Origin of the sequence: Streptomyces sp. NBC_00513, assembly GCF_041431415.1 — a bacterium.
GTDB lineage: Bacteria > Actinomycetota > Actinomycetes > Streptomycetales > Streptomycetaceae > Streptomyces.
The window spans coordinates 2,351,240-2,372,062 of record NZ_CP107845.1; the positions used below are offsets into that span (position 1 = coordinate 2,351,240).

Below are 20,823 nucleotides of genomic sequence, written 5' to 3' on the forward strand. Positions count from 1 at the left end.
GTCAGCTCCGCCCGTGGCGCAGGGCGGGGTGGGCGCCGGCGGCGACGAGGTCGGCCACGGCCGCCTTCGGGTCGCGTCCGGTGACCAGGGACTCCCCGACGAGGACGGCGTCGGCGCCCTCGTTGGCGTAGGCGATCAGGTCGTGCGGTCCGCGGATGCCGGACTCGGCGATCTTCACGATGTGGTCGGGGATCTCCTGGACGACGCGCTCGAAGGTGGAGCGGTCGACCTTGAGGTCCTTGAGGTTGCGCGCGTTGACACCGATGATCTTGGCTCCGGCGGCGACGGCGCGCTCGACCTCCTCCTCGTCGTGGACCTCGACGAGCGGGGTCAGACCGATGGTCTGGGCGCGCTCGATGAGGGAGACCAGGGCCTCCTGTTCCAGGGCCGCGACGATCAGCAGGGCGAGGTCGGCGCCGTAGGCGCGGGCCTCCCAGAGCTGGTAGGCCGTGACGATGAAGTCCTTGCGCAGGATCGGGATGTCCACGCGGGCGCGGACGGCCTCCAGGTCGGCCAGCGAGCCGCCGAAACGGCGCTGCTCGGTGAGGACGGAGATGACCGCCGCACCGCCCGCCTCGTAGTCGGCGGCGAGCGCGGCCGGATCGGCGATGGCGGCCAGCGCGCCCTTGGACGGGCTGGAGCGCTTGACCTCGCAGATCACCTTGACGCTGTCGCCGCGCAGGGCCGCGACACCGTCCTTGGCCTGGGGCGCCTTGGCGGCACGCTCCTTGAGCTCGTCGAGGCTCACGCGGGCCTGCCGTTCGGCAAGGTCTTCGCGGACCCCTTCGATGATCTCGTCGAGCACACTCACGCGAGCGGCCCCCTTCCGGGTCGATGACGGTCGGCCGCCTCACAGACACGTATCACTGCAAGGTCGGCACACTCAAATGGTATCCGCAGGTCGCCGCGGCCTCCGCACGGACGTCGCCGTTTCCCAGGGACTGGACAGTCGGAATGCGGGCTTCCTCCGGCTGTCGCACGGTCCTCAGGGGGCCAGGGCCGCCCCGAACGGGAGATTGCGGACCATCGCGAAAACCAGCATCAGGGATCCGAGAACCCACCAGTACGCCGGCTTCAGGTCGATCCGCGGGGCCGGGGCGCCGCGCCAGGCCCGGACCAGCCACACGGCGGTGAACGCCGCGAAAAGCACGTAGCCGGCGACCGCCGCCGCGTTCGCGCCGAGGGCGGTGAGCAGGTCGCCCCGCGCGAAGGCGTGGGCGCTGCGCAGCCCGCCGCAGCCCGGGCACAGGATGCCCGTCAGCCGGAACAGCGGGCAGACCGGGTAGTGCCCGGGTTCGTTGGGGTCGACCGCGCCCACGTACGCGAAGGCGGCGACCACCCCGGCCAGGGTGAGGACGGGAACGGCCATCGTCCGGGCCCGGGAGGCCCGCACCGGGGCGGGCGGGGCGTACGGAGGCAACGGGGGCCCGGGGGCGGGGTGCGGGGCGGGAGGGGTGCGGGAGGCGTCCACGCGCCGATTCTCTCCGGTCATGACAAAAGGCGCAGCCCGACAGGGCCGCGCCTTCCGCTTCTCCCGGTCCGCGTGCGTCAGACGCTCGCGGGGACCTTGGACGCGGCGATGACCTCGGCGAGGTCCTTGTGGGCGGCCTTCGGAGCGCCCATGCCGGCGGCCTTCATCGCCATCCCGACGACACCGCCGAGGACGACGACGCCCAGGCCGGCGTAGAACCCGAGCGGGTTCGCGAGCACCATGAAGGCGCCGGAGACGCAGAAACCGATGAAGGCGATGATGACACCGGTCCAGGCGGCCGGGGTGTGTCCGTGGCTCGTGCCCGCCATGAGTTGCTCCTCGTTGCTCTGTCGCACGTCACGTGCTGTGTCGAACGCTCGGTGCCCATTGTCCCGCACCGGACGCGGCGCTCGCTCACGGGGGTCCCGTCAGCGGGTGGGGTCCTCGCCTCGGTCCAGAGCCTTCCACAGGTCCTCGGGCCGGTCCGGGTCCACGGGCGCGGGAGTCCGGGTGCGGGGGCTGCCGTCGCGTTCGTAGCGGCCGCCCATCGCGGGCCAACTCCGGCCGAAGCGCAGGGCCAGGAGGCCGGCCAGCAGGATCAGGGCCCCGCCGACGGCGGTGACGTACGGCCACGCCGTATGGGTGAGCCCGACCACCTGGGCCGCGGTGTCCGCGGTGGTCCTGGCGGCCTGTTCGTCCAGGGCCCGGTGGTCGTCGGCGGCGAACACGGCCGCCAGGGCGGCGCCCAGACCGCTCAGCGCGAGCAGTCCGGACACCAGCCGCCGGCTCCTGCCGCGGACGGCGAAGACGGCGACCAGGGCGGCGAGGGCGACGATCGCCAGGGCGGCGGGCAGGCCGGTGACGGCCCGCCCGTCGGCGCTCAGCGGCAGCGAACCGCCGCCGACGGCCGCCCGGCCCTGGGCCCAGACGCGGCCGGAGGCGAGCAGCACGACGGTGGCGCCGAGGGCGCCGAACAGCAGGGCGACGGCCACGCTGCGGCGGCCGGCGCCGCTCTCGGGCCTCGGCGGGGCCTCTTCGGTCCCGGGGGCGGCGGCATCGTTTCGGGGCGGGGGTACGGCACTCACGCACCCCACTATCCCCTACGTCCTCAGCCGCGGTGGAGGCGGTTCGCCGCTCCCACCGCGCGGAGCACCGCGGCGGCCTTGTTGCGGCATTCGAGGTCCTCCAGCTCGGGCACCGAATCCGCCACGACCCCCGCACCGGCCTGGACGTACGCCGTCCCGTCGCGCAGCAGCGCCGTGCGGATGGCGATGGCCGTGTCGGAGTCCCCGGCGAAGTCGAGGTAGCCGACGCAACCGCCGTACAGCCCGCGGCGGGAGGGTTCCAGCTCCTCGATGATCTGCATGGCGCGCGGCTTGGGCGCGCCCGAGAGGGTGCCGGCGGGGAAGCAGGCGGTGAGCACGTCGAAGGCTGTCTTGCCCTCGGCGAGCCGGCCGGTGACGGTGGAGACGATGTGCATCACGTGGGAGTAGCGCTCGATCGACATGAAGTCGACGACCTCCACCGACCCCGGGGCGCAGACCCGGCCCAGGTCGTTGCGGCCGAGGTCGACGAGCATCAGGTGCTCGGCGCGCTCCTTGGGGTCCGCCATCAGCTCTTCGGCGAGGTCGTTGTCCTGCTGCGGGGTGGCCCCGCGGTGCCGGGTGCCGGCGATGGGGTGGACCATGGCCCGGCCGTCCTCGACCTTGACCAGCGCCTCGGGGCTGGACCCGACCACGTCGAAGCCGTTCTCGAAGCGGAAGAGGTACATGTACGGGGAGGGGTTGGTGGCCCGCAGCACCCGGTAGACGTCGAGCGCGGAGGCCTCGCAGGGCGTCTCGAACCGCTGCGAGGGCACCACCTGGAAGGCCTCGCCGGCCCGGATGCGTTCCTTCACGTCCTCCACGGCCGCCTGGTACTTCTCGCCGCCCCACAGGGCGGAGAACTCCGGCAGCTCGGAGACGGGCAGCGGGGTGGGTACGTACGGGGCGGGCCGCGCGAGGTCGGCCTCCATGGCGTCGAGGCGGGCGACCGCGTTCGCGTACGCCTCGTCCACGCCCGTGTCGAGGTCGTTGTGGTTGATGGCGTTGGCGATGAGCTGGACCGTGCCGTCCCAGTGGTCCATGACGGCCAGGTCGGAGGTGAGCAGCATCGTCAGCTCGGGGAGCTCCAGGTCGTCGGCGGTGTGCTCGCCGATGCGCTCCAGGCGGCGGACGATGTCGTAGCCGAGGTAGCCGACCATGCCGCCGGTGAAGGGCGGCATTCCGCCGGCGATGTCGCGGGGGGTGTGCAGGGCCTCGACGGTGGCGCGCAGGGCCTCCAGCGGGTCGCCGTCCGTGGGGACGCCGACGGGCGGGGTGCCGATCCAGTGGGCCCGGCCGTCGCGGACGGTCAGGGTGGAGTCGCTGCGGACGCCGACGAAGGAGTAGCGGGACCAGGAGCGGCCGTTCTCGGCGGACTCCAGGAGGAAGGTTCCGGGGCGTTCGGCGGCCAACTTGCGGTAGAGCCCCACGGGCGTGTCGCCGTCGGCCAGCAGTTTGCGGCTGACGGGGATGACGCGGCGGTCGACGGCGAGCTTGCGGAACGTCTCGAGATCCATGGCGTGGAACCCTACCTATTCGGTGTCGCCGAGGAGGACATCGGCGTCGAAGCACGTACGGGCGCCGGTGTGACAGGCGGCCCCGACCTGGTCGACCTTCACGAGGAGGGTGTCGGCGTCGCAGTCGAGGGCGACGGACTTCACGTGCTGGAAGTGGCCGGAGGTGTCTCCCTTGACCCAGTACTCCCCGCGGCTGCGGGACCAGTACGTGCAGCGCCCGGTGGTCAGGGTCCGGTGCAGGGCCTCGTCGTCCATCCAGCCGAGCATGAGCACCTCACCGGTGTCGTACTGCTGGGCGATGGCCGGAACCAGACCGTCCGCGGAGCGCTTGAGACGGGCGGCGATGGCGGGGTCGAGGGAGGTCGTACTCATGAGGCCATTGTGCCGGGAGAAGGCGGCGATCACGGAGCGCCGTCCACCTGATGGGCGGGCGCGCGACGGGTTCCGGCCGTAGGCTGGCCCGCATGTCTACCCATGCGAAGCGTGAACGACTGCTCCTGGCCGACCTGTTGGAGTCGGCGGGGCCGGAGGCGCCGACGCTGTGCGACGGCTGGCGCGCCCGGGAACTCGCGGCGCACGTGGTCGTCCGCGAACGCCGCCCGGACGCGGCGGGCGGTCTCCTGCTGAACGTGCTGAAGACCCGGCTGGACAAGGTGATGGAGGAGTACGCGGCCAAGCCGTACGAGGAACTGATCCAGTTGATCCGTACCGGCCCGCCGAAGATGTCCCTCTACTCCCTGAAGCAGATCGACGAGGCGGCCAACGCGGTGGAGTTCTACGTCCACGCGGAGGACGTCCGGCGGGCCCGGCCCGACTGGTCGCCGCGGGCGCTGGACCCCGTGTTCTCGGACTCCCTCTGGTCCCGCCTGGAGAAGCTGGCCCGGCTGACGGGCCGCCGCTCCCCGGTGGGGCTGGTCCTGCGCCGCCCGAACGGCCAGACGACGGTGGCGCACAAGGGCACCCCGGTGGTGACGGTCACGGGCGAGCCGGGCGAACTCACGCTGTTCTGCTTCGGCCGCCAGTCCTCGGCGGCGGTGGAGCTGGACGGTCCGGCGGAGGCCGTCGCGAAGCTGACGACGGCGCAGCTGGGCCTGTAGCGCCCGGCGGGCGTGTGCGGGGCCGCCGGGTCGGCGGAGGGCCCGGGCCCCGGCGGTCAGGCGGTCAGGCGGTCAGGCGAAGGCGAGTTCCGCCCTGCGGACCTCGCGGGCCGAGGTGCCGACCACCGCTCCCGCCATGCTCAGCAGGCCGCCGGCCACGAACACCGGGGTGATGCCCCACAGGTCCACCGCCAGGCCGAAAACGGGGTAGGACAGCGGGGCCAGGCCCACCGCCGTGAAGGCCATGACCGAGCTGACCCGGCCCAGGTACGCGGGGTCGGTGGAGGTCTGGATCAGGGCGACGGCCAGGCCTCCGCAGATTCCGCAGACCAGGCCGGTCAGCAGCGAGACGGCGACCGCGGTCGGCAGGCCGGGGGCCAGGGCGAGGCTGCCGATGCCGGCCGAGCCGACGATCAGGGTGAGGTTCTGCACCGCGCCCGCGCGGGGGAACCGGGGCACCAGCGTCAGGACCAGGGCGCTGGACGCCGCACCCGCCCCGAAGGCGCCGATGATCCAGCCGACCCCGCCGGCGCCCCAGTCCCGCTCCTCGGCCAGCAGGATCAGCCCCAGGGTGAGCGGCGCGGAGGTGCCGAGCTGGCTCAGCGCGCCGGACACCGTCAGCGGACCGATCACCGGGTGCCGCCGGATGTAGGCGAGCCCGGACAGCAACTGCCGCCAGGGGGTCTGCCCCGCCGAGGGGTCCTCGGAGTCCCGCACCGTGGGGGCGATCCGTACGGCCAGCAGCAGCACCAGGGAGAGCCCGAACAGCGCGGCGGCCACGCCGAAGGCGGCTCCCACGCCGCCCAGGCCGATCGCGAGGCCCGCCACCGGCGGCCCCGCGGTGTGCCCGACGCGTTCGGCGAGGCTGCGCAGCCCCTGGACCCGCACCAGCTGTCCGGGGCCGGCGATGCGGGGCGGCAGCGCGCCGACCGCCGGCATGAACAGCGCGTCGACGGCCCCGAAGACCAGGGCCACCGTCACCAGGACCCACAGCCCGGGTGAGGCGAGCGCGACGATCAGGGCGAGCGCGAGGATGACCGCGCAGCGCACGGCGTCGGAGGAGACGACCACGAGCCGGGGCCCGAAGCGGTCGGCGACCACCCCGCCGCCCAGCATGAGCAGGGCCCTCGGGACGGCGCCGGCCGCCATGACCAGCCCGACCTCGGCCGGCCCGGCCACGTGCGCGGCGGTCCAGCCGAGGGCGAGGAAGTAGATCGCGTCGCCGATCAGCGAGGCGGCGTAGGCGGCCAGCCAACGCCATGTGTTCCGGTTCAACGCAGCCCCCCGGGGCGTCAGCGCACCGGGTGGCCGGCCCCCCGCAGCGCGTCCTTGACCTGGCCGATGCGCAGGTCGCCGAAGTGGAACACCGACGCGGCGAGTACCGCGTCCGCGCCGGCCTCGATGGCCGGCGGGAAGTGCTCCAGCCTGCCGGCGCCGCCGGAGGCGATCACCGGGACCGTGACGTGCCTGCGCACGGCCGCGATCATCTCCGTGTCGTAGCCGTCCTTCGTACCGTCCGCGTCCATGGAGTTCAACAGGATTTCCCCGGCGCCCAGTTCGGCCGCCCGGTGGGCCCATTCCACGGCGTCGATGCCGGCGCTCCGCCGGCCGCCGTGGGTGGTGACCTCGAAGGAGCCGGAGGCGGTGCGGCGGGCGTCCACGGACAGCACGAGCACCTGCCGACCGAACCGCTCGGCGATCTCCCGGATCAGCTCGGGGCGGGCGATGGCGGCCGTGTTGACGCCCACCTTGTCGGCGCCCGCCCGCAGCAGTTTGTCGACGTCGTCGGCGGTGCGCACGCCGCCGCCGACGGTCAGCGGGATGAAGACCTGTTCGGCGGTGCGGCGCACCACGTCGTAGGTGGTCTCGCGGTTGCCGGAGGAAGCGGTGATGTCGAGGAACGTCAGCTCGTCGGCGCCCTCGGCGTCGTAGAGCTTGGCCATCTCCACCGGGTCGCCGGCGTCGCGCAGATTCTGGAAGTTGACTCCCTTGACCACGCGGCCGTTGTCCACGTCCAGGCAGGGGATCACCCGTACGGCGAGGGTCATGCGGAGGCTCCTGAGGGACCGAAGGCTTCGACCTCCACCTCGACGACCATGGAGGGGTCGACGAAACCGGAGACGATGATCATGGATGCTGCGGGCCGCACCGCGTCGAACAGCTCCTTGTGGGCGCGGCCGACGTCCTCCACGTCGCGGGCGTGCGTGAGGTACATGCGGGTGCGCACCACGTGCTCGGGGCCGAGCCCGGCCTGCTCCAGGGCCTTGAAGGCCACGCCGAAGGCCGTGATGGCCTGGTCGTACGGGCCACCCCCGTCGACGGCGGTGCAGCCGGAGACGAGGACCAGGCCGTTGGGGAGCTGTACGGCGCGCGAGTAGCCGATGACGTCCTCGTAGGCGCCACCGGAGGAGATGCGTCGTACCTGGTCGGAAGAGCTCATGCGGAGACCACCTTCAGGGCTTCTTCCAGGGTGAAGGCCTTGGCGTACAGGGCCTTGCCGACGATGGCGCCCTCGACGCCCTGCGGGACGAGCGCGGACAGGGCCCGCAGGTCGTCCAGCGAGGAGATGCCGCCGGAGGCCACGACGGGCCGGTCGGTGGCGGCGCAGACGTTCTTCAGCAGCTCCAGGTTGGGGCCGGTCAGCGTGCCGTCCTTGCCGATGTCGGTGACGACGTAGCGGGCGCAGCCCTCGGAGTCCAGGCGGGCGAGGGTCTCGTAGAGGTCGCCGCCCTCGCTGGTCCAGCCGCGGCCCTTGAGGGTGGTGCCGCGCACGTCGAGGCCGACCGCGATCCTGTCGCCGTGCTCGGCGATGGCCTTGGCGGCCCACTCGGGGGTCTCCAGGGCGGCGGTGCCCAGGTTGACGCGGGTGCAGCCGGTGGCGAGGGCCGCGGCGAGCGAGGCGTCGTCGCGGATGCCGCCGGAGAGTTCGACCTTGACGTCCATGGCGCCGGTGATCTCGGCGACCAGGGCGCGGTTGTCGCCGGTGCCGAAGGCGGCGTCGAGGTCGACCAGGTGGAGCCACTCGGCGCCGGAGGCCTGCCAGGCGAGGGCCGCCTCCAGCGGGGAGCCGTAGGAGGTCTCGCTGCCGGAGACCCCGTGGACGAGGCGGACGGCCTGTCCGTCGCGGACGTCGACCGCGGGGAGGAGTTCAAGGGTCTTCGGCATCAGAGGGTCTCGATCCAGTTGGTGAGGAGCCGGGCCCCGGCGTCGCCGGACTTCTCGGGGTGGAACTGGGTGGCCCACAGGGCCCCGTTCTCCACCGCCGCGACGAAGGGCTCGCCGTGGGTGGCCCAGGTGACCTTGGGGGCGCGGATCAGCGGGTTGGTGACTTCCAGGCTCCAGTCGCGCGCCGCGTACGAGTGGACGAAGTAGAAGCGGGCGTCCGCGTCCAGGCCGGCGAAGGCCTGGCTGTCGGCCGGCGCGTCGACGGTGTTCCACCCCATGTGCGGGACGACGGGGGCCTTGAGCGGTCCGACCGTACCGGGCCACTCGTCGAGGCCCTCGGTCTCCACGCCGTGTTCGATGCCGCGCTCGAAGAGGATCTGCATGCCCACGCAGATGCCCATGACGGGGCGGCCGCCGGAGAGCCGGCGGCCGATGATCCAGTCGCCGCGGGCGTCCTTGAGGCCCCGCATGCAGGCGGCGAAGGCGCCGACGCCGGGGACGAGGAGTCCGTCGGCGTCCATGGCCTTGTCGTAGTCGCGGGTGATCTCGACGTCGGCGCCGACGCGCGCGAGGGCGCGTTCGGCGGAGCGGACGTTGCCGAAGCCGTAGTCGAAGACGACGACCTTCTTGGTCGGTCTGGCGGGACCAGCAGCGCTCATCCCAAACCTCCTTGCGTGAAAACTCCCGGCTGCAGCCAGGTAGGAAACGCGTCCACGGCTCGGGACCGCGCCCAGGCGCGGTGCCGCTGCGTGAAGCCGTGACCTGTACTTGTGTTCGGATCGTGACCGCCCCTAGCGTCCGGGGCGTGGGAACTTCTTCTCTGGTGAAGCGGGCGTTCAAGTACCGCTTCTATCCGACCGACGCGCAGGCGGCCGGGCTGTCGCGGACGTTCGGGTGTGTACGGAAGGTCTACAACCTGGCTCTGGCCGCCCGCGCGGATGCCTGGACCCGCCAGGAGCGTATGGGGTACGGACAGACGTCGGCGCTGCTCACGACGTGGAAGCGGACCGAGGAGCTGGCGTACCTGGCCGAGGTCTCCTCGGTGCCGTTGCAGCAGGCACTGCGGCATCTGCAGAGTGCGTTCGCGGGGTTTTGGGGAAAGCGGGCGAAGTACCCCCGCTTCAAGTCGAAGCGGAAGTCCCGGGCCTCGGCCGAGTACACGCGCAGTGCGTTCCGCTACGCCGACGGTCACCTGACGCTCGCGAAGATGGCCGAGCCGTTGGACATCGTGTGGTCGCGCCCCCTCCCGGCTGGGGCGGCACCGAGCACCGTGACGGTCTCCCGGGACAGTGCCGGGCGCTGGTTCGTGTCCCTGTTGTGCGAGGACACCCCTGCCCCGATGCCCGCCACCACGAATGCGGTGGGCATCGACGTCGGACTGACCGTACTGGCCACCCTCTCGACCGGCGAGAAGATCCCCAATCCCCGACATGAGCGCAGGGAACGCGACCGGCTGGCGCGTGCACAAAGGGCGCTGGCCCGGAAGGAGATGGGAAGCAAGAACCGAGCCAAGGCCCGCACCCGCGTGGCCAGGATCCACGCCCTCATTGCCGATCGCCGCCGGGATCATCTGCACAAACTGACGACTCGACTCGTGCGCGAAAACCAAACGCTCGTGATCGAGGACCTCACCGTCAAGAACTTGCTGAGGAATCACACGCTCGCCCGGGCCGTCAGCGATGCGGGCTGGCGTGAGCTGCGCTCCATGCTGGAGTACAAGGCGGCCTGGTACGGACGGGTGCTGGTCACCACCGACCGGTGGTTCCCCAGCACACGCCTGTGCTCGGTCTGCGGGACCTCGGCCGACACGATGCCCCTGCACGTCCGCGAGTGGACGTGCGAGAACTGCGGAACGACCCACGACCGGGACGGGAACGCCGCGATCAATCTTCTGGCCGCCGGGCTGGCGGTCGCTGCCTGTGGAGCGGGTGTAAGACCTCATCGGGAGTCCTCCTCTCGGTTGGGGCGGTCCGTGGTGAAACAGGAAACCCCACCCGTGAGGGTGGGACTCCCCTCCTCTTAGGGAGGGAAGGAGGTCAATCCCAAATTCCTTGGATCCGCAGGACTCCGGCGGCGAGACACATCGCGGAGCCGATGGCGAGCAGGACGACCAGCGACAGGGGCATCTTCTGCTTGTGGAAGGAGTAGACGCCACCGGCGAGGAAGAGGCCGACGACGATCAGGATGGTGTTGAGGCCGGTCACGGTTAGAGGGCGCCCTTCGTGGAGGGCAGGATCCCGGCGGCGCGCGGGTCGAACTCGGCCGCGTAGCGCAGGGCGCGGGCCAGCGCCTTGAACTGGCACTCCACGATGTGGTGGGCGTTGCGCCCGTACGGGACGTGGATGTGCAGGGCGATCTGGGCCTGCGCGACGAAGGACTCGAAGATGTGCCGGGTCATCGTCGTGTCGTAGGTGCCGATCATCGGCGCCATGTTCTCGGGCTCGGTGTGCACGAGGTAGGGGCGGCCGGACAGGTCGACGGTCACCTGGGCGAGCGACTCGTCCAGCGGGACGGTGCAGTTGCCGAAGCGGTAGATGCCCACCTTGTCGCCGAGGGCCTGCTTGAAGGCGGCGCCGAGCGCGAGGGCGCTGTCCTCGATGGTGTGGTGGCTGTCGATGTGCAGGTCGCCCTCGGTCTTGACGGTGAGGTCGAAGAGGCCGTGGCGGCCGAGCTGGTCGAGCATGTGGTCGTAGAAGCCCACGCCCGTCGAGACGTCGACCTTGCCGGTGCCGTCGAGGTTTATCTCGACGACGACCGAGGTCTCCTTCGTGGTCCGTTCGACCCGTCCGATGCGGCTCATGCGTGCTGCTCCTTCTTCAGTGCGCGAACCGCTTCCAGGAACGCGTCGTTCTCGGCCGGGGTGCCCGCGGTGACCCGCAGCCATCCCGGCACGCCGTTGTCCCGGACCAGGACGCCCTGGTCGAGGATCTTTTCCCAAGCGGTGTGGGAGTCGTCGAACTTCCCGAACTGGATGAAGTTCGCGTCGGACTCGGTGACCTCGAAGCCGATGGCCCGCAGCTCCTCGACGAGGCGGTCGCGCTCGGCCTTGAGCTGCTCCACGTAGCCGAGGAGGGTGTCGGTGTGCTCCAGCGCGGCCAGCGCGGTCGCCTGGGTGACGGCCGACAGGTGGTACGGCAGGCGTACGAGCTGCACGGCGTCGACCACGGCGGGGTGCGCGGCCAGGTAGCCCAGGCGCAGCCCGGCGGCGCCGAAGGCCTTGGACATGGTCCGGGAGACCACCAGGCACGGGCGGCCCTCGATGAGCGGCAGGAGCGAGTCGTGGTGGCTGAACTCCACGTACGCCTCGTCGACGACGACGAGGGAGGCCGAACCTCGATCGGCACGCGCGGCCTGGGCGGCCTCGTACAGGGCGAGGACCGTCTCGGCTCCGACGGCGGTGCCCGTGGGGTTGTTGGGCGAGGTGATGAAGACGACGTCCGGCGCGTGCTCGGCGATGGCCCGCTCCGCCGCCTCCGCGTCGATGGTGAAGTCGTCCCGGCGCGGGCCGGAGATCCACCCGGTGCCGGTGCCGCGGGCGATCAGCGCGTGCATGGAGTACGAGGGCTCGAAGCCCATCGCGGTGCGGCCGGGGCCGCCGAAGGCCTGGAGGAGCTGTTGGAGGACCTCGTTGGATCCGTTGGCGGCCCAGACGTTCTCGCGCGCGACGGGGTGCTTGCCGGTACGGGTGAGGTACGCGGCCAGCTCGGTCCGCAGCTCGATCGCGTCCCGGTCGGGGTAGCGGTTGAGGGTGCGGGCGGCTTCGGCCACGCGTTCGGCGATCCGCCGCACCAGCTCCTCGGGGAGCTCGTACGGGTTCTCGTTGGTGTTCAGCTGGACGGGCACGTCGAGCTGCGGGGCGCCGTAGGGGGACTTGCCGCGCAGCTCGTCGCGGATGGGGAGGTCGTCGATGCCGGTCATGCCTGGGGGACCTTCCATCCGAAGCGCGCCTTGAGGGCCGCGCCGTGCGCGGGCAGGTCCTCGGCCTCGGCGAGCGTCACCACGTGGTGGGTGACCTCGGCGAGGGCGTCCCGCGTGTAGTCGACGATGTGGATGCCGCGCAGGAAGGACTGCACGGACAGGCCGGAGGAGTGGCAGGCGCAGCCGCCGGTGGGCAGCACGTGGTTCGAGCCCGCGCAGTAGTCGCCGAGGGAGACCGGGGCCCAGGGGCCGACGAAGATCGCGCCGGCGTTGCGGACCCGGGCGGCCCAGGCGGCCGCGTCGGCGGTCTGGATCTCCAGGTGCTCGGCGCCGTACGCGTCGACGACCTTGAGGCCGTCCTCCAGGCTGTCCACCAGGACGATCGCGGACTGCCGGCCGGCGAGCGCGGGCTTGATCCGGTCCTCGACGTGCTTGGTGGCGGCGACCTGCGGCTCCAGCTCCCGTTCCACGGCGTCCGCGAGCTCGACGGAGTCCGTGACGAGGACGGCGGCGGCCAGCGGGTCGTGCTCGGCCTGGCTGATCAGGTCGGCGGCGACGTGCACCGGGTCGGCCGTGGAGTCCGCGAGGACGGCGATCTCGGTGGGGCCGGCCTCGGTGTCGATGCCGATCTTCCCGGTGAAGTAGCGCTTGGCGGCGGCGACCCAGATGTTGCCGGGGCCGGTCACCATGTTCGCCGGGGCGCACTCGTCCGTGCCGTACGCGAACATCGCGACGGCCTGGGCGCCACCGGCCGCGTACACCTCGTCCACGCCGAGCAGCGCGCAGGCGGCGAGGATCGTGGGGTGCGGCAGACCGTCGAATTCTTTTTGCGGCGGGGACGCGAGCGCGATGGACTCGACGCCCGCCTCCTGGGCCGGCACCACGTTCATCACGACGGAGGACGGGTACACCGAGCGGCCGCCGGGCGCGTATAGGCCCACCCGCTCGACCGGAACCCACTTCTCGGTCACAGTTCCGCCGGGGACCACCTGGGTGGTGTGCTCGCCGCGGCGCTGGTTGCGGTGCACGATCCGGGCGCGCCGGATGGACTCCTCCAGGGCGGCGCGCACGGCCGGGTCCAGCTGCTCCAGGGCGGCCTTGAGGGCCTGCGCGGGCACCCGGACCTGCGAGAGCTCGACCCCGTCGAACTTCCGCGCGTAGTCGATCAGCGCCGCCGTGCCACGATGATGGACGTCCTCGCAGATGGGCCGCACCTTGTCCAGGGCGGCTTCCACGTCGAACTCGGCACGGGGCAGCAGATCGCGCAGGGCGCCACCCTCGGGGAGGGTGTCACCGCGCAGGTCGATACGAGAGATCACCTGCCAATTCTCTCAGACCGTTTCCCGGCACCGTTCGCCCGTATCACTGGCTGATACACGCCCCGGACGTCACCGCCGCCCCTTAGCGTTCCCCTGGGTGTGACGGACGAGCGGAGGGGGACCGCCATGGCCGAGGCGCGCGCGGGCGGGGAGCCCGCCGACGCGACCGCCGCCGAGCTGCGGATGTGGCAGGCGTACCGGACGGGCGGTGTCTGCGACCTCAGTGCGCGCGCCGCCGGCCGGGACGACCCGCATTCCGACCGGGCCTGGGGTCCGGAGCGCACCGTCCGGGCCGGGACGGTCGCCCTGCTGCTGCTCCACGGCCCGCCGCCGGTACCGGGCCGGGTCGCCTCGTTGAAGCTGCGCGGGGTGCGGATCAGCGGGCGGCTCGACCTGTCCGGGGGCACCGTCGAGCCGTACGTGGAGTTCCAGTCCTGCCGCTTCGACAGCGAGATCCAGCTGTCCGAGGCCCGGTTCGGCACGTTGCGCCTGGTCAACTGCGCGATCCCGCGGCTGGAGGCGGCTCGGCTGCACACCGAGGGCGATCTGCACCTGCCGCGGTGCCGCGTGGCGCGGGGCATACGGCTGACCGACGCGCAGATCGGCACCGACCTGTTGATCAGCCAGGCGGTGGTGCAGCGCGACAGCAAGGGTCGGGCCATCGCCGCCGACGGGATGGCGGTGGCGCAGGACTTCCAGGGCGAGATGCTGGAGGCGTACGGGGAGGTCAGTCTGCGCGGCGCGAAGGTCGGCGTGTCGATGAGCCTGCGCGGGGCCCGGCTGCGCAACCCGTCGGGGCGGCGCGCGCTGAACGCCCCGCAGCTCACCGTGGAGCGGACCCTGTACCTGACCTCGGTCGCCCTGGACCACTCCCCCGGTGATTCCGGGACCCACACGCCCCCGTACGGGCTGGGCGAGACCCCGCTCGGCGGTCGGCGGGCGCGGGCCTTCGAGTGCGAGGGAGGGATGCGGCTGGACGACGGGCGGTTCGGCGACGCGATCGACTTCTACGGGGCCCGGTTCCTCCTGTCGGCGGAACAGGAGCTCTCCCTGCGGCGGATCCAGACGCCGGAGCTGCGGTTCGTCGGCGAGCAGCCGGAGCGGGGAAAGGTGGTGCTGTCCGGGGCCAAGGTGGTCAAGCTGGTCGACATGTCGACCAGCTGGCCGGGCCCGGGTCGGCTGTCGATGGAGGGCTGCTCGTACGAGTTGCTCGCGCCCCGGGGTCACTTCCCGCTGGCCCGCCGGCTGGCCTGGGTGGAGGCCGCCACGCCCGACTACTCGCCGGAGCCGTACGAGCGGCTCGCGGCGGTCCTGCGGGCGAGCGGCGAGGACGCGGACGCCCGGATGGTGCTGTTGGCCAAGCAGCGCCGTCGCCGGGCCACGCTGCCGCCCGCGGCGAAGGCCTGGGGGTACCTCCAGGACTGGACGGTGGTGTACGGCTACCGGCCGGGCCGGGCGGCGCTGTGGATGGCGGTGCTGTGGGCGGCGGGCTCGCTGCTGTTCTCCCGGCTCGACCCGCCCGCGATCAAGGCGGACGAGCATCCGCACTGGAACGCCGCCCTGTACGCGCTCGATCTGCTGCTCCCGGTCGTCGATTTCGGGCAGGAGGGGCAGTGGGATCTGCGGGGTGGTTGGCAGTGGGGGGCGGCGGCCCTGGTCGTACTGGGGTGGATCCTGGCCACGACGGTGGCGGCGGGCGCGTCCCGGCTGCTGCGGCGGGGGTGACCGCTGCGGCCCCGCGGCCACTACCCTGTGCCTCGTGACCACCGTTCGCCTGCCACTCTTCCCGCTGAACTCGGTGCTGTTCCCGGGCCTCGTGTTGCCGCTGAACATCTTCGAGGAGCGCTATCGCGCCATGATGCGCGAGCTGCTGAAGACGAGCGAGGACGAGCCGCGACGCTTCGCGGTCGTCGCGATCCGCGACGGCCGGGAGGTCGCGCCGACCGCGCCCGGCCTGCCCGATCCGACGGCGCTGCCCGAGCGGGGCCCGACGGCCGGTTTCGGCGCGGACCCGATCCAGGCGTTCCACCGGGTGGGTTGCGTCGCGGACGCCGCGACGATCCGGGAGCGGGAGGACGGCAGTTTCGAGGTGCTGGCCACCGGGACCTCCCGGGTCCGCCTGCTGTCGGTCGACGCGTCGGGGCCGTTCCTGGTCGCGGAGCTGGAGGAACTCCCCGAGGACTCGGGCGAGGGCGCGGGAGCGCTGGCCGAGGGCGTGCTGCGGGCGTTCCGGAACTACCAGAAGCGGCTGGCGGGGGCCCGTGAGCGGTCGCTGACGGGCGCCGAGCTGCCGGACGAGCCGTCGGTGGTCTCGTACCTGGTCGCCGCGGCGGCGGTGCTCGACATCCCGGCGAAGCAGCGGCTGCTCCAGGCGCCGGACACGGCGACCCGGCTCGCCGAGGAGCTGAAGCTGCTGCGCGCCGAGACGGCCGTGATCCGCCATCTGCCGTCGCTGCCCGCGGTGGACCTGACGCGCGCGCCGACGAGCCCGAACTGATGGCGAGGAAGAAGTCCGGGGCGGCGACCCCGGCCATAGCGGCCCTCACCGCGGCGGCGGCGGAGTTCACGGTGCACTCCTACGAGCACGACCCCGCGCACCCTTCGTACGGCCAGGAGGCCGCGGAGGCGATGGGGGTGTCCCCCACGCAGGTGTTCAAGACGCTCGTCACGGACGTGGACGGGGTGCTGACGGTGGCGGTGGTCCCGGTGTCGGGGTCGCTGGACCTGAAGGCCCTGGCGGTGGCCGTGGGCGCCAAGCGGGCCTCGATGGCCGATCCGGCCCTGGCGGAACGCACCACGGGCTACGTCCTGGGCGGCATCTCGCCGCTGGGTCAGCGCAAGCGGCTGCGTACGGTGCTGGACGCCTCGGCGACCGCCCATCCCACGATCTGCGTCTCGGCGGGCCGTCGCGGCCTGGAGGTCGAACTCCCGGCGGCGACGCTGACGGAGCTCCTGGGGGCCGTGCTGGCCCCCATCTCGCGCCCGTAGCCCGTTCGGCCCGACCCTTCGGGGTCGGGCCGTCGGTGTGTTCAGGGGCGGGGCGGCTCGGGCGACGGGTCGTTGGCGTGGGCGTGCGCGGGCGGGTAGGTCGCGCCGTACCACTCGATGTCCGGCTCGGGGTCCTTCGGCGTGAACGCGGCCGTCAGCCCCAGGTGGGCGGCCACCGCGACCATCGGCCACGCCAGCAGCACCCCGTGGGCCAGCAACTGGAGCGGCGCGTCGAAGGGCACGCCCTTGCCGGCCTTCAGCGCGGCCACCGCCAGGTCGGACGTGGGGCCGAGCCACAGGCCCAGGCGCCATCCCACCAGCGCGGCGAAGCAGGACCCCACCGCGAGCCCGACGACGAGCGGTACGCCGCCCCGGCGCCGCCACAGGAAGGTTCCCACCCCGCTCAGCAGCCCGAATCCGGCGGAGAGCAGCAGGAAAGTGGCGTCGGACCCGACCCGGGCCTCGCTCTCGGTGTCCCGCAGGAAGACGGCCTCCCCGTTGGAGACGTACTGGACCCTGGGCGCGAGCCAGACCCACAACAGCCCGAGCAGGACGCCCGCCACCGCCACCACCAGGGCGACGCCGGCCCCGTCTCGGACATCGGCGGGGGTGATTCCCCCGGCGGCGTCGCGCGGCTTCTCGGGCGGGAGCGCCGGCGGGTCGAACGGGGACGGCGGCGGGGTCACGGCTTCGGTCACCCCCACATCGTGCCAGGTGCGGCGGGCACCGGCCTCAGCGGACCGCCGCGCGGCGGTACGCCCAGGTGGCGACGGCGAGGGACAGCGCGCCGACCACCGCGCACACCCCGAGGTCGAGGAGGACCGCCGCCCAGTCGGGGTGCGGCTCGAAGGTGCGGGCGAAGGCCTCGACGCCGTACGTGGACGGCAGCAGGTCCCGCGCCCAGACGACGATCTCGGGCATCCGCTCGGGCGGCAGGACGCCCAGCAGCAGCGCGGCCGACATGCCGAGCTGTCCGGCCAGCGTGGCCAGTTCCTGCCGGGGGGCCAGCAGACCGAGCGCGGCGCCGAGTCCGGCCAGCGCGGCGCCGGCGAGCGGCACCACGGCGGCCAGGATCCACAGCCCGCTCATGGGCAGTCCGAACAGCAGGCAGCCGAAGAGGGCGGTGACCAGGGTCCCCGGCAGGGTGAAAGAGGCGTAGGCGGCGGCCGCGCCGAGGACGACGGACGCGGGCGGCACCGGCAGGGTCGCGTAGTGGTCGAGCCCGCCACTGGCCCGGAGCTGCCCGAAGTACTGCGCGAGCAGGTTCAGCGCGACGAAGGCGACGACCAGGACGGACGAGCCGGCGACGACGGCGCGGGCCTCGGAGCCCCCGTCGACCACGCCCCGCATCAGGATCATGATCCCGACGGACTGGAAGGTGGCCACGAACAGCAGCGGGATCCGCGCCACGCGCGCCCGGGACAACTGCGCCCGGTACACGGCGGCCAGCGCCGGGAAGAAGCGGGCTCGGGGAGCCAGCACTCCGACAGCGGCGGCACTCACGACTTGACCAGCCCCTTCGATACGCGCCCGCCCAGGGCCAGGTAGACGTCTTCCAGGCTCGGCGTGGCCAGAGTGAAGTCGTCGAGCGCGGCGAAGGCGGGGCTGCCGGTCACGGCGGCGACCGCGGCGCGCGCCTCGTCGGGGCCCAGCCTCAGCACCCACCGCCGTCCCGACTCGACGGCCCGCGGGGCCAGCGCCGCGACCTCCGGCACCTCCAGCGGGGCGGTGGTCCGCCACACCAGTTCCAGCCTGACCTCGCCGGAGACCTTGGCCTTCAGTCCGGCCGGGGTGTCGCAGGCGATGACCTTGCCCTGGTCGATGACGGCGACCCGGTCCAGCACGGTCTCGGCCTCTATGACGTTGTGGGTGACGAGCAGGACGGTGGCGCCGCACTGGGCGCGGCGCCGGTCCACGGCGGCCCATACGGCCCGTCGGGCGACCGGGTCCATGCCGGTGGTGGGTTCGTCGAGGACCAGGACGGCCCGTTCACCGACGAGGGCGGCGGCGAAGCAGGCCAGCCGGCGTTGTCCGCCGGAGAGTTTCTTCAGGGGCCGGCCGGCGATCCCGGTCAGACCGAGTTCCTCCAGGACCTCGTCGCGCGCGGCCCGTGCGGCCCGCGCGTCGAGCCCGCGCAGCCGTCCCGTGGTCTCGGCGGCCAGGGACACCGTGAGCTCGTCCAGGGCGGTGGATTCCTGCCCGAGGTAGGCGAGCAGGCGGGAGGCGCGCTCGGGGTGGCGTACGAGGTCGTGGCCGAGCAGGGTGACGGAGCCCCCGTCGGGCCTCATGAGGCCGGTCAGCTGGCGGACGAGCGTGGACTTGCCGGCGCCGTTCGGCCCGAGGAGGCCGAAGATCTCGCCGCGCCCCACGTCCAGGGAGATCCCGTCGGTGGCGCGGGTCTCGGGCAGGGCGGGCGCGCCGCGCCGGCCGCGTACGGCGGGATACGTCTTGACCAGGTCACGCACCGCGCAAACCACGTCGGAGGCCGCTTCCGCGGCTGCTGCCGTGCCCTGCCTCGCTGATGCTGTGCCCGTACTCACGAGGGAGCAGCCTACGCGGCTTCCGCCCTCACTCGGCCGCCGGGGGCGTCGGCGACCCCGGCGGCGCGGGCACCGCAGGGGGCGGACCGGCCACGTGTTCGGCGGCCGCCCGGACGTCGATCTCCCGCCAGAAGCCGGCCCGGATGGCGTAGCGGTCGTGCTCGTCGATCTGGTCGTCCTTGTGCGCGAGGAGTCCGAAGCGGGCGGCGTAACGCAGCAGCTCACCGTCGATGCGGTGCGGGATCCGGGGGTACATGGTGGCCAGTTTCTGGAGGTGGACGCTCTCGGGGAGCCGTTCCATCCAGCGTCGGGCGAAGACCTGGCCGACCTCGAAGGGGTCGCCGCCGACGGTGGTGATGTCCTCCTCGCGGTCGGCCCAGCGCTGCTCGGCGGAGGTGAGTTGGGCGAGGGTGGGCAGCGAGGCGGTCTCGGCGGGTTCCCCGAGCGGTCCCGCCCGGTCGACCCAGCCCTTGTCGGAGGACCAGCGCAGGGCGCTGCCGGCGGGGGCGGCCGACTGGCCGTTGTGGGTGGCGGGGGCGGCGGCCCCGGGGGCGCGCAGGGCGGCCAGGTCCTTGGGCGTGGGAACGGGCCGGGCGCCCTCGGTGACGGGCGGTACGGGCGCGCCGCGCTCGGCGGTGTCCGCCGGGGTGGTGGAGGCGCCGTTGCGGGCGGCCTCGGCCAGGGCCGCCTCGGGCAGCGGCGCGGAGAGGATCGCGGCGATCTCCGGGCGTGGCGCGGGGGCCGGGGAGCACAGGCCGGCGAGGTCCTTGGCGCGGACGGCGCGGGTGATCCAGGCGCGGTCCAGGACCCGGCGTTCGTCGGCCTCGGCGACGAGGTCCTCGGACTGGTTGTAGTCCCCGTCGGCGGCCTGGACGGCCCACAGGTGGACGGCGACCCCGTGTTCCTTGGCGGACATCAGGCCGGGCAGCAGATCGCCGTCGCCGGTCACCAGGACCACGTCGGAACAGGCGCGGTTGCGGGCCAGCTCGGTGAGCTCGGCGTGCATGGCCGCGTCCACGCCCTTCTGGGCCCAGCGGCCGTCGCTGCGGGTCAGCGCACCGAGCCGTACGGTGACCCGGGGCATCACGCGCAGCCTGCGGTGTTCGGGCTGGGGCACCCGGTCGGGCGCGCCGTCGAACCAGTAGATCCGCAGCAGGGGTTGTTCGGTGTCCGCCTCCGCGCGTTCGCGCAGGCCCTGGATGAGGGCGGCGTGGTCGACGGTGATGCGGGAGCGGGAGGGCTCCCCTGCGAGAAGGCTCGCGGCGGCGCCCAGCAGATAGCCGGCGTCCACCAGGACGACGCAGCGGTCCACGCGTTCCACCCTCTTCCGTGGGGGTCCTCTGGATATTCCCCGAGTCTGCCCGACCGCAAGGACGTTGACGGCCGGAACTCGATCATCGGCGTGGCGTATCTCCCGGCGACCGGAAGACGGGGCACCGACTACGCGCAGTAATGATCCAAAATGCGCGCTTTGTGGTGCTGTGTGAGTGTGAAGGCGGCCCTGGCCCCTACACCCCCCACGGAGGCTTCCCATGGCCAAGAACAAGAACCGCCAGCAGCCCGCCAAGCCCCAGGACCGCTCGTCGGCGCAGGATCCGGGCAAGAGCTCGATGGAATCCACGCCCGAGCCCTCGCCGTCGTCCGCGCCGAGTCCGATGCACATGGCCGGCAAGCGCAAGGAAAAGAAGTTCGGCCACAACTGACACCACCGACACCACCGACCCGA

Annotated in this window: 25 protein-coding genes; 6 read left to right on the top strand and 19 right to left on the bottom strand. The window is 72.7% G+C overall.

Going from position 1 to position 20,823, the window contains the following annotated elements; all coding sequences use genetic code 11:
- Window position 1: 1 nt before the first annotated feature.
- From trpC to hisI, 6 genes are all read right to left on the bottom strand, one after another.
- The gene (gene trpC / locus OHA84_RS11070; RefSeq protein WP_053682201.1) at window positions 2-811 is read right to left on the bottom strand and encodes an indole-3-glycerol phosphate synthase TrpC; all 810 of its coding nucleotides are present in this window, start codon (window positions 809-811) and stop codon (window positions 2-4) included.
- A 174-nt stretch (window positions 812-985) separates the two neighbouring features.
- A complete protein-coding gene (locus tag OHA84_RS11075) occupies window positions 986-1,492 on the bottom strand; it encodes a DUF2752 domain-containing protein (RefSeq protein WP_078999409.1) in 507 nt (168 codons plus the stop codon).
- Between the two features lie 56 nt (window positions 1,493-1,548).
- Window positions 1,549-1,800, bottom strand: coding sequence for an HGxxPAAW family protein (locus OHA84_RS11080; RefSeq protein WP_053682202.1), 252 nt, complete (start codon window positions 1,798-1,800; stop codon window positions 1,549-1,551).
- 99 nt (window positions 1,801-1,899) lie between these two features.
- On the bottom strand, window positions 1,900-2,565 hold the full coding sequence (locus OHA84_RS11085) for a TIGR02234 family membrane protein (protein WP_053682203.1): 666 nt from the start codon (window positions 2,563-2,565) through the stop codon (window positions 1,900-1,902).
- Window positions 2,566-2,579: 14 nt separating this feature from the next.
- Window positions 2,580-4,070 (bottom strand): anthranilate synthase component I, encoded by a 1,491-nt coding sequence (locus OHA84_RS11090; RefSeq protein ID WP_266971958.1) that lies wholly within the window; start codon window positions 4,068-4,070, stop codon window positions 2,580-2,582.
- A gap of 15 nt (window positions 4,071-4,085) precedes the next feature.
- Window positions 4,086-4,442: a phosphoribosyl-AMP cyclohydrolase gene (gene hisI, locus OHA84_RS11095; protein WP_053682235.1), complete on the bottom strand. Its 357-nt coding sequence runs from the start codon at window positions 4,440-4,442 to the stop codon at window positions 4,086-4,088.
- Window positions 4,443-4,534: 92 nt separating this feature from the next.
- On the opposite strand from hisI, the gene OHA84_RS11100 reads away from it, so the two are divergent.
- Window positions 4,535-5,167: a TIGR03085 family metal-binding protein gene (locus tag OHA84_RS11100; protein WP_266971956.1), complete on the top strand. Its 633-nt coding sequence runs from the start codon at window positions 4,535-4,537 to the stop codon at window positions 5,165-5,167.
- A gap of 72 nt (window positions 5,168-5,239) precedes the next feature.
- Here the strand turns inward: OHA84_RS11100 and OHA84_RS11105 are convergent, their stop codons facing one another.
- From OHA84_RS11105 to hisH, 5 genes are read right to left on the bottom strand one after another with little or no spacing between them, the layout of a single operon-like run.
- Window positions 5,240-6,442, bottom strand: a complete 1,203-nt coding sequence (locus OHA84_RS11105) for an MFS transporter (RefSeq protein ID WP_266947038.1) — start codon at window positions 6,440-6,442, stop codon at window positions 5,240-5,242.
- 17 nt (window positions 6,443-6,459) lie between these two features.
- Entirely contained in the window at window positions 6,460-7,215 is a 756-nt protein-coding gene (hisF, locus tag OHA84_RS11110) for an imidazole glycerol phosphate synthase subunit HisF (protein WP_053682205.1), read from the bottom strand.
- Window positions 7,212-7,607, bottom strand: coding sequence for a RidA family protein (locus tag OHA84_RS11115; RefSeq protein WP_053682206.1), 396 nt, complete (start codon window positions 7,605-7,607; stop codon window positions 7,212-7,214). Before OHA84_RS11115 ends, hisF begins: the two co-directional genes overlap by 4 nt.
- A complete protein-coding gene (gene priA / locus OHA84_RS11120) occupies window positions 7,604-8,332 on the bottom strand; it encodes a bifunctional 1-(5-phosphoribosyl)-5-((5-phosphoribosylamino)methylideneamino)imidazole-4-carboxamide isomerase/phosphoribosylanthranilate isomerase PriA (protein ID WP_266971953.1) in 729 nt (242 codons plus the stop codon). The genes OHA84_RS11115 and priA overlap by 4 nt, the downstream gene beginning before the upstream one ends.
- Entirely contained in the window at window positions 8,332-8,991 is a 660-nt protein-coding gene (gene hisH, locus OHA84_RS11125; protein WP_053682208.1) for an imidazole glycerol phosphate synthase subunit HisH, read from the bottom strand. Before hisH ends, priA begins: the two co-directional genes overlap by 1 nt.
- Window positions 8,992-9,137: 146 nt before the next feature.
- Here hisH and OHA84_RS11130 point away from each other — a divergent pair, with 146 nt between their 5' ends.
- Complete coding sequence (locus OHA84_RS11130) at window positions 9,138-10,355, top strand: RNA-guided endonuclease TnpB family protein (RefSeq protein ID WP_266971950.1); 1,218 nt, start codon at window positions 9,138-9,140, stop codon at window positions 10,353-10,355.
- Window positions 10,356-10,368: 13 nt separating this feature from the next.
- Here the strand turns inward: OHA84_RS11130 and OHA84_RS11135 are convergent, their stop codons facing one another.
- Genes OHA84_RS11135 through hisD form a run of 4 tightly spaced genes read right to left on the bottom strand, consistent with a single transcriptional unit; the run spans window position 10,369 to window position 13,569 of the window.
- On the bottom strand, window positions 10,369-10,536 hold the full coding sequence (locus OHA84_RS11135; protein ID WP_053682210.1) for a hypothetical protein: 168 nt from the start codon (window positions 10,534-10,536) through the stop codon (window positions 10,369-10,371).
- 2 nt (window positions 10,537-10,538) lie between these two features.
- Complete coding sequence (gene hisB, locus OHA84_RS11140; RefSeq protein WP_053682211.1) at window positions 10,539-11,132, bottom strand: imidazoleglycerol-phosphate dehydratase HisB; 594 nt, start codon at window positions 11,130-11,132, stop codon at window positions 10,539-10,541.
- A complete protein-coding gene (locus OHA84_RS11145) occupies window positions 11,129-12,250 on the bottom strand; it encodes a histidinol-phosphate transaminase (protein WP_053682212.1) in 1,122 nt (373 codons plus the stop codon). The genes hisB and OHA84_RS11145 overlap by 4 nt, the downstream gene beginning before the upstream one ends.
- Window positions 12,247-13,569: a histidinol dehydrogenase gene (gene hisD / locus OHA84_RS11150; protein WP_266971947.1), complete on the bottom strand. Its 1,323-nt coding sequence runs from the start codon at window positions 13,567-13,569 to the stop codon at window positions 12,247-12,249. The genes OHA84_RS11145 and hisD overlap by 4 nt, the downstream gene beginning before the upstream one ends.
- Before the next feature lie 126 nt (window positions 13,570-13,695).
- On the opposite strand from hisD, the gene OHA84_RS11155 reads away from it, so the two are divergent.
- Genes OHA84_RS11155 through ybaK form a run of 3 tightly spaced genes read left to right on the top strand, consistent with a single transcriptional unit; the run spans window position 13,696 to window position 16,557 of the window.
- A complete protein-coding gene (locus OHA84_RS11155; protein WP_266971945.1) occupies window positions 13,696-15,294 on the top strand; it encodes an oxidoreductase in 1,599 nt (532 codons plus the stop codon).
- 34 nt (window positions 15,295-15,328) lie between these two features.
- Window positions 15,329-16,066 (top strand): LON peptidase substrate-binding domain-containing protein, encoded by a 738-nt coding sequence (locus OHA84_RS11160; protein ID WP_266947052.1) that lies wholly within the window; start codon window positions 15,329-15,331, stop codon window positions 16,064-16,066.
- A complete protein-coding gene (gene ybaK, locus OHA84_RS11165) occupies window positions 16,066-16,557 on the top strand; it encodes a Cys-tRNA(Pro) deacylase (protein WP_053682216.1) in 492 nt (163 codons plus the stop codon). The genes OHA84_RS11160 and ybaK overlap by 1 nt, the downstream gene beginning before the upstream one ends.
- Window positions 16,558-16,598: 41 nt before the next feature.
- Here the strand turns inward: ybaK and OHA84_RS11170 are convergent, their stop codons facing one another.
- Genes OHA84_RS11170 through OHA84_RS11185 form a run of 4 tightly spaced genes read right to left on the bottom strand, consistent with a single transcriptional unit; the run spans window position 16,599 to window position 20,409 of the window.
- A complete protein-coding gene (locus OHA84_RS11170) occupies window positions 16,599-17,255 on the bottom strand; it encodes a hypothetical protein (RefSeq protein WP_266971942.1) in 657 nt (218 codons plus the stop codon).
- Window positions 17,256-17,289: 34 nt separating this feature from the next.
- Window positions 17,290-18,081 carry an ABC transporter permease gene (locus tag OHA84_RS11175; protein ID WP_371591586.1) on the bottom strand — a complete coding sequence of 264 codons (792 nt, stop codon included), beginning with the start codon at window positions 18,079-18,081 and terminating at the stop codon, window positions 17,290-17,292.
- A complete protein-coding gene (locus OHA84_RS11180) occupies window positions 18,057-19,097 on the bottom strand; it encodes an ABC transporter ATP-binding protein (RefSeq protein WP_078999410.1) in 1,041 nt (346 codons plus the stop codon). The genes OHA84_RS11175 and OHA84_RS11180 overlap by 25 nt, the downstream gene beginning before the upstream one ends.
- 28 nt (window positions 19,098-19,125) lie before the next feature.
- Entirely contained in the window at window positions 19,126-20,409 is a 1,284-nt protein-coding gene (locus OHA84_RS11185; protein WP_266971940.1) for an NYN domain-containing protein, read from the bottom strand.
- Between the two features lie 220 nt (window positions 20,410-20,629).
- On the opposite strand from OHA84_RS11185, the gene OHA84_RS11190 reads away from it, so the two are divergent.
- The gene (locus OHA84_RS11190) at window positions 20,630-20,800 is read left to right on the top strand and encodes a hypothetical protein (RefSeq protein WP_199826626.1); all 171 of its coding nucleotides are present in this window, start codon (window positions 20,630-20,632) and stop codon (window positions 20,798-20,800) included.
- Window positions 20,801-20,823: the final 23 nt, after the last annotated feature.

What these genes read in the sequence shown, in the direction of transcription:
- OHA84_RS11145 (WP_053682212.1), bottom strand. Translation starts at nt 12,250, where the DNA reads ATGACCGGCATCGACGACCTCCCCATCCGCGACGAGCTGCGCGGCAAG.
- OHA84_RS11155 (WP_266971945.1), top strand. Translation starts at nt 13,696, where the DNA reads ATGGCCGAGGCGCGCGCGGGCGGGGAGCCCGCCGACGCGACCGCCGCC.
- hisF (WP_053682205.1), bottom strand. Translation starts at nt 7,215, where the DNA reads ATGACCCTCGCCGTACGGGTGATCCCCTGCCTGGACGTGGACAACGGC.
- OHA84_RS11080 (WP_053682202.1), bottom strand. Translation starts at nt 1,800, where the DNA reads ATGGCGGGCACGAGCCACGGACACACCCCGGCCGCCTGGACCGGTGTC.
- hisI (WP_053682235.1), bottom strand. Translation starts at nt 4,442, where the DNA reads ATGAGTACGACCTCCCTCGACCCCGCCATCGCCGCCCGTCTCAAGCGC.
- OHA84_RS11115 (WP_053682206.1), bottom strand. Translation starts at nt 7,607, where the DNA reads ATGAGCTCTTCCGACCAGGTACGACGCATCTCCTCCGGTGGCGCCTAC.
- hisB (WP_053682211.1), bottom strand. Translation starts at nt 11,132, where the DNA reads ATGAGCCGCATCGGACGGGTCGAACGGACCACGAAGGAGACCTCGGTC.
- OHA84_RS11075 (WP_078999409.1), bottom strand. Translation starts at nt 1,492, where the DNA reads ATGACCGGAGAGAATCGGCGCGTGGACGCCTCCCGCACCCCTCCCGCC.
- OHA84_RS11090 (WP_266971958.1), bottom strand. Translation starts at nt 4,070, where the DNA reads ATGGATCTCGAGACGTTCCGCAAGCTCGCCGTCGACCGCCGCGTCATC.
- hisH (WP_053682208.1), bottom strand. Translation starts at nt 8,991, where the DNA reads ATGAGCGCTGCTGGTCCCGCCAGACCGACCAAGAAGGTCGTCGTCTTC.
- ybaK (WP_053682216.1), top strand. Translation starts at nt 16,066, where the DNA reads ATGGCGAGGAAGAAGTCCGGGGCGGCGACCCCGGCCATAGCGGCCCTC.
- priA (WP_266971953.1), bottom strand. Translation starts at nt 8,332, where the DNA reads ATGCCGAAGACCCTTGAACTCCTCCCCGCGGTCGACGTCCGCGACGGA.
- OHA84_RS11100 (WP_266971956.1), top strand. Translation starts at nt 4,535, where the DNA reads ATGTCTACCCATGCGAAGCGTGAACGACTGCTCCTGGCCGACCTGTTG.
- OHA84_RS11190 (WP_199826626.1), top strand. Translation starts at nt 20,630, where the DNA reads ATGGCCAAGAACAAGAACCGCCAGCAGCCCGCCAAGCCCCAGGACCGC.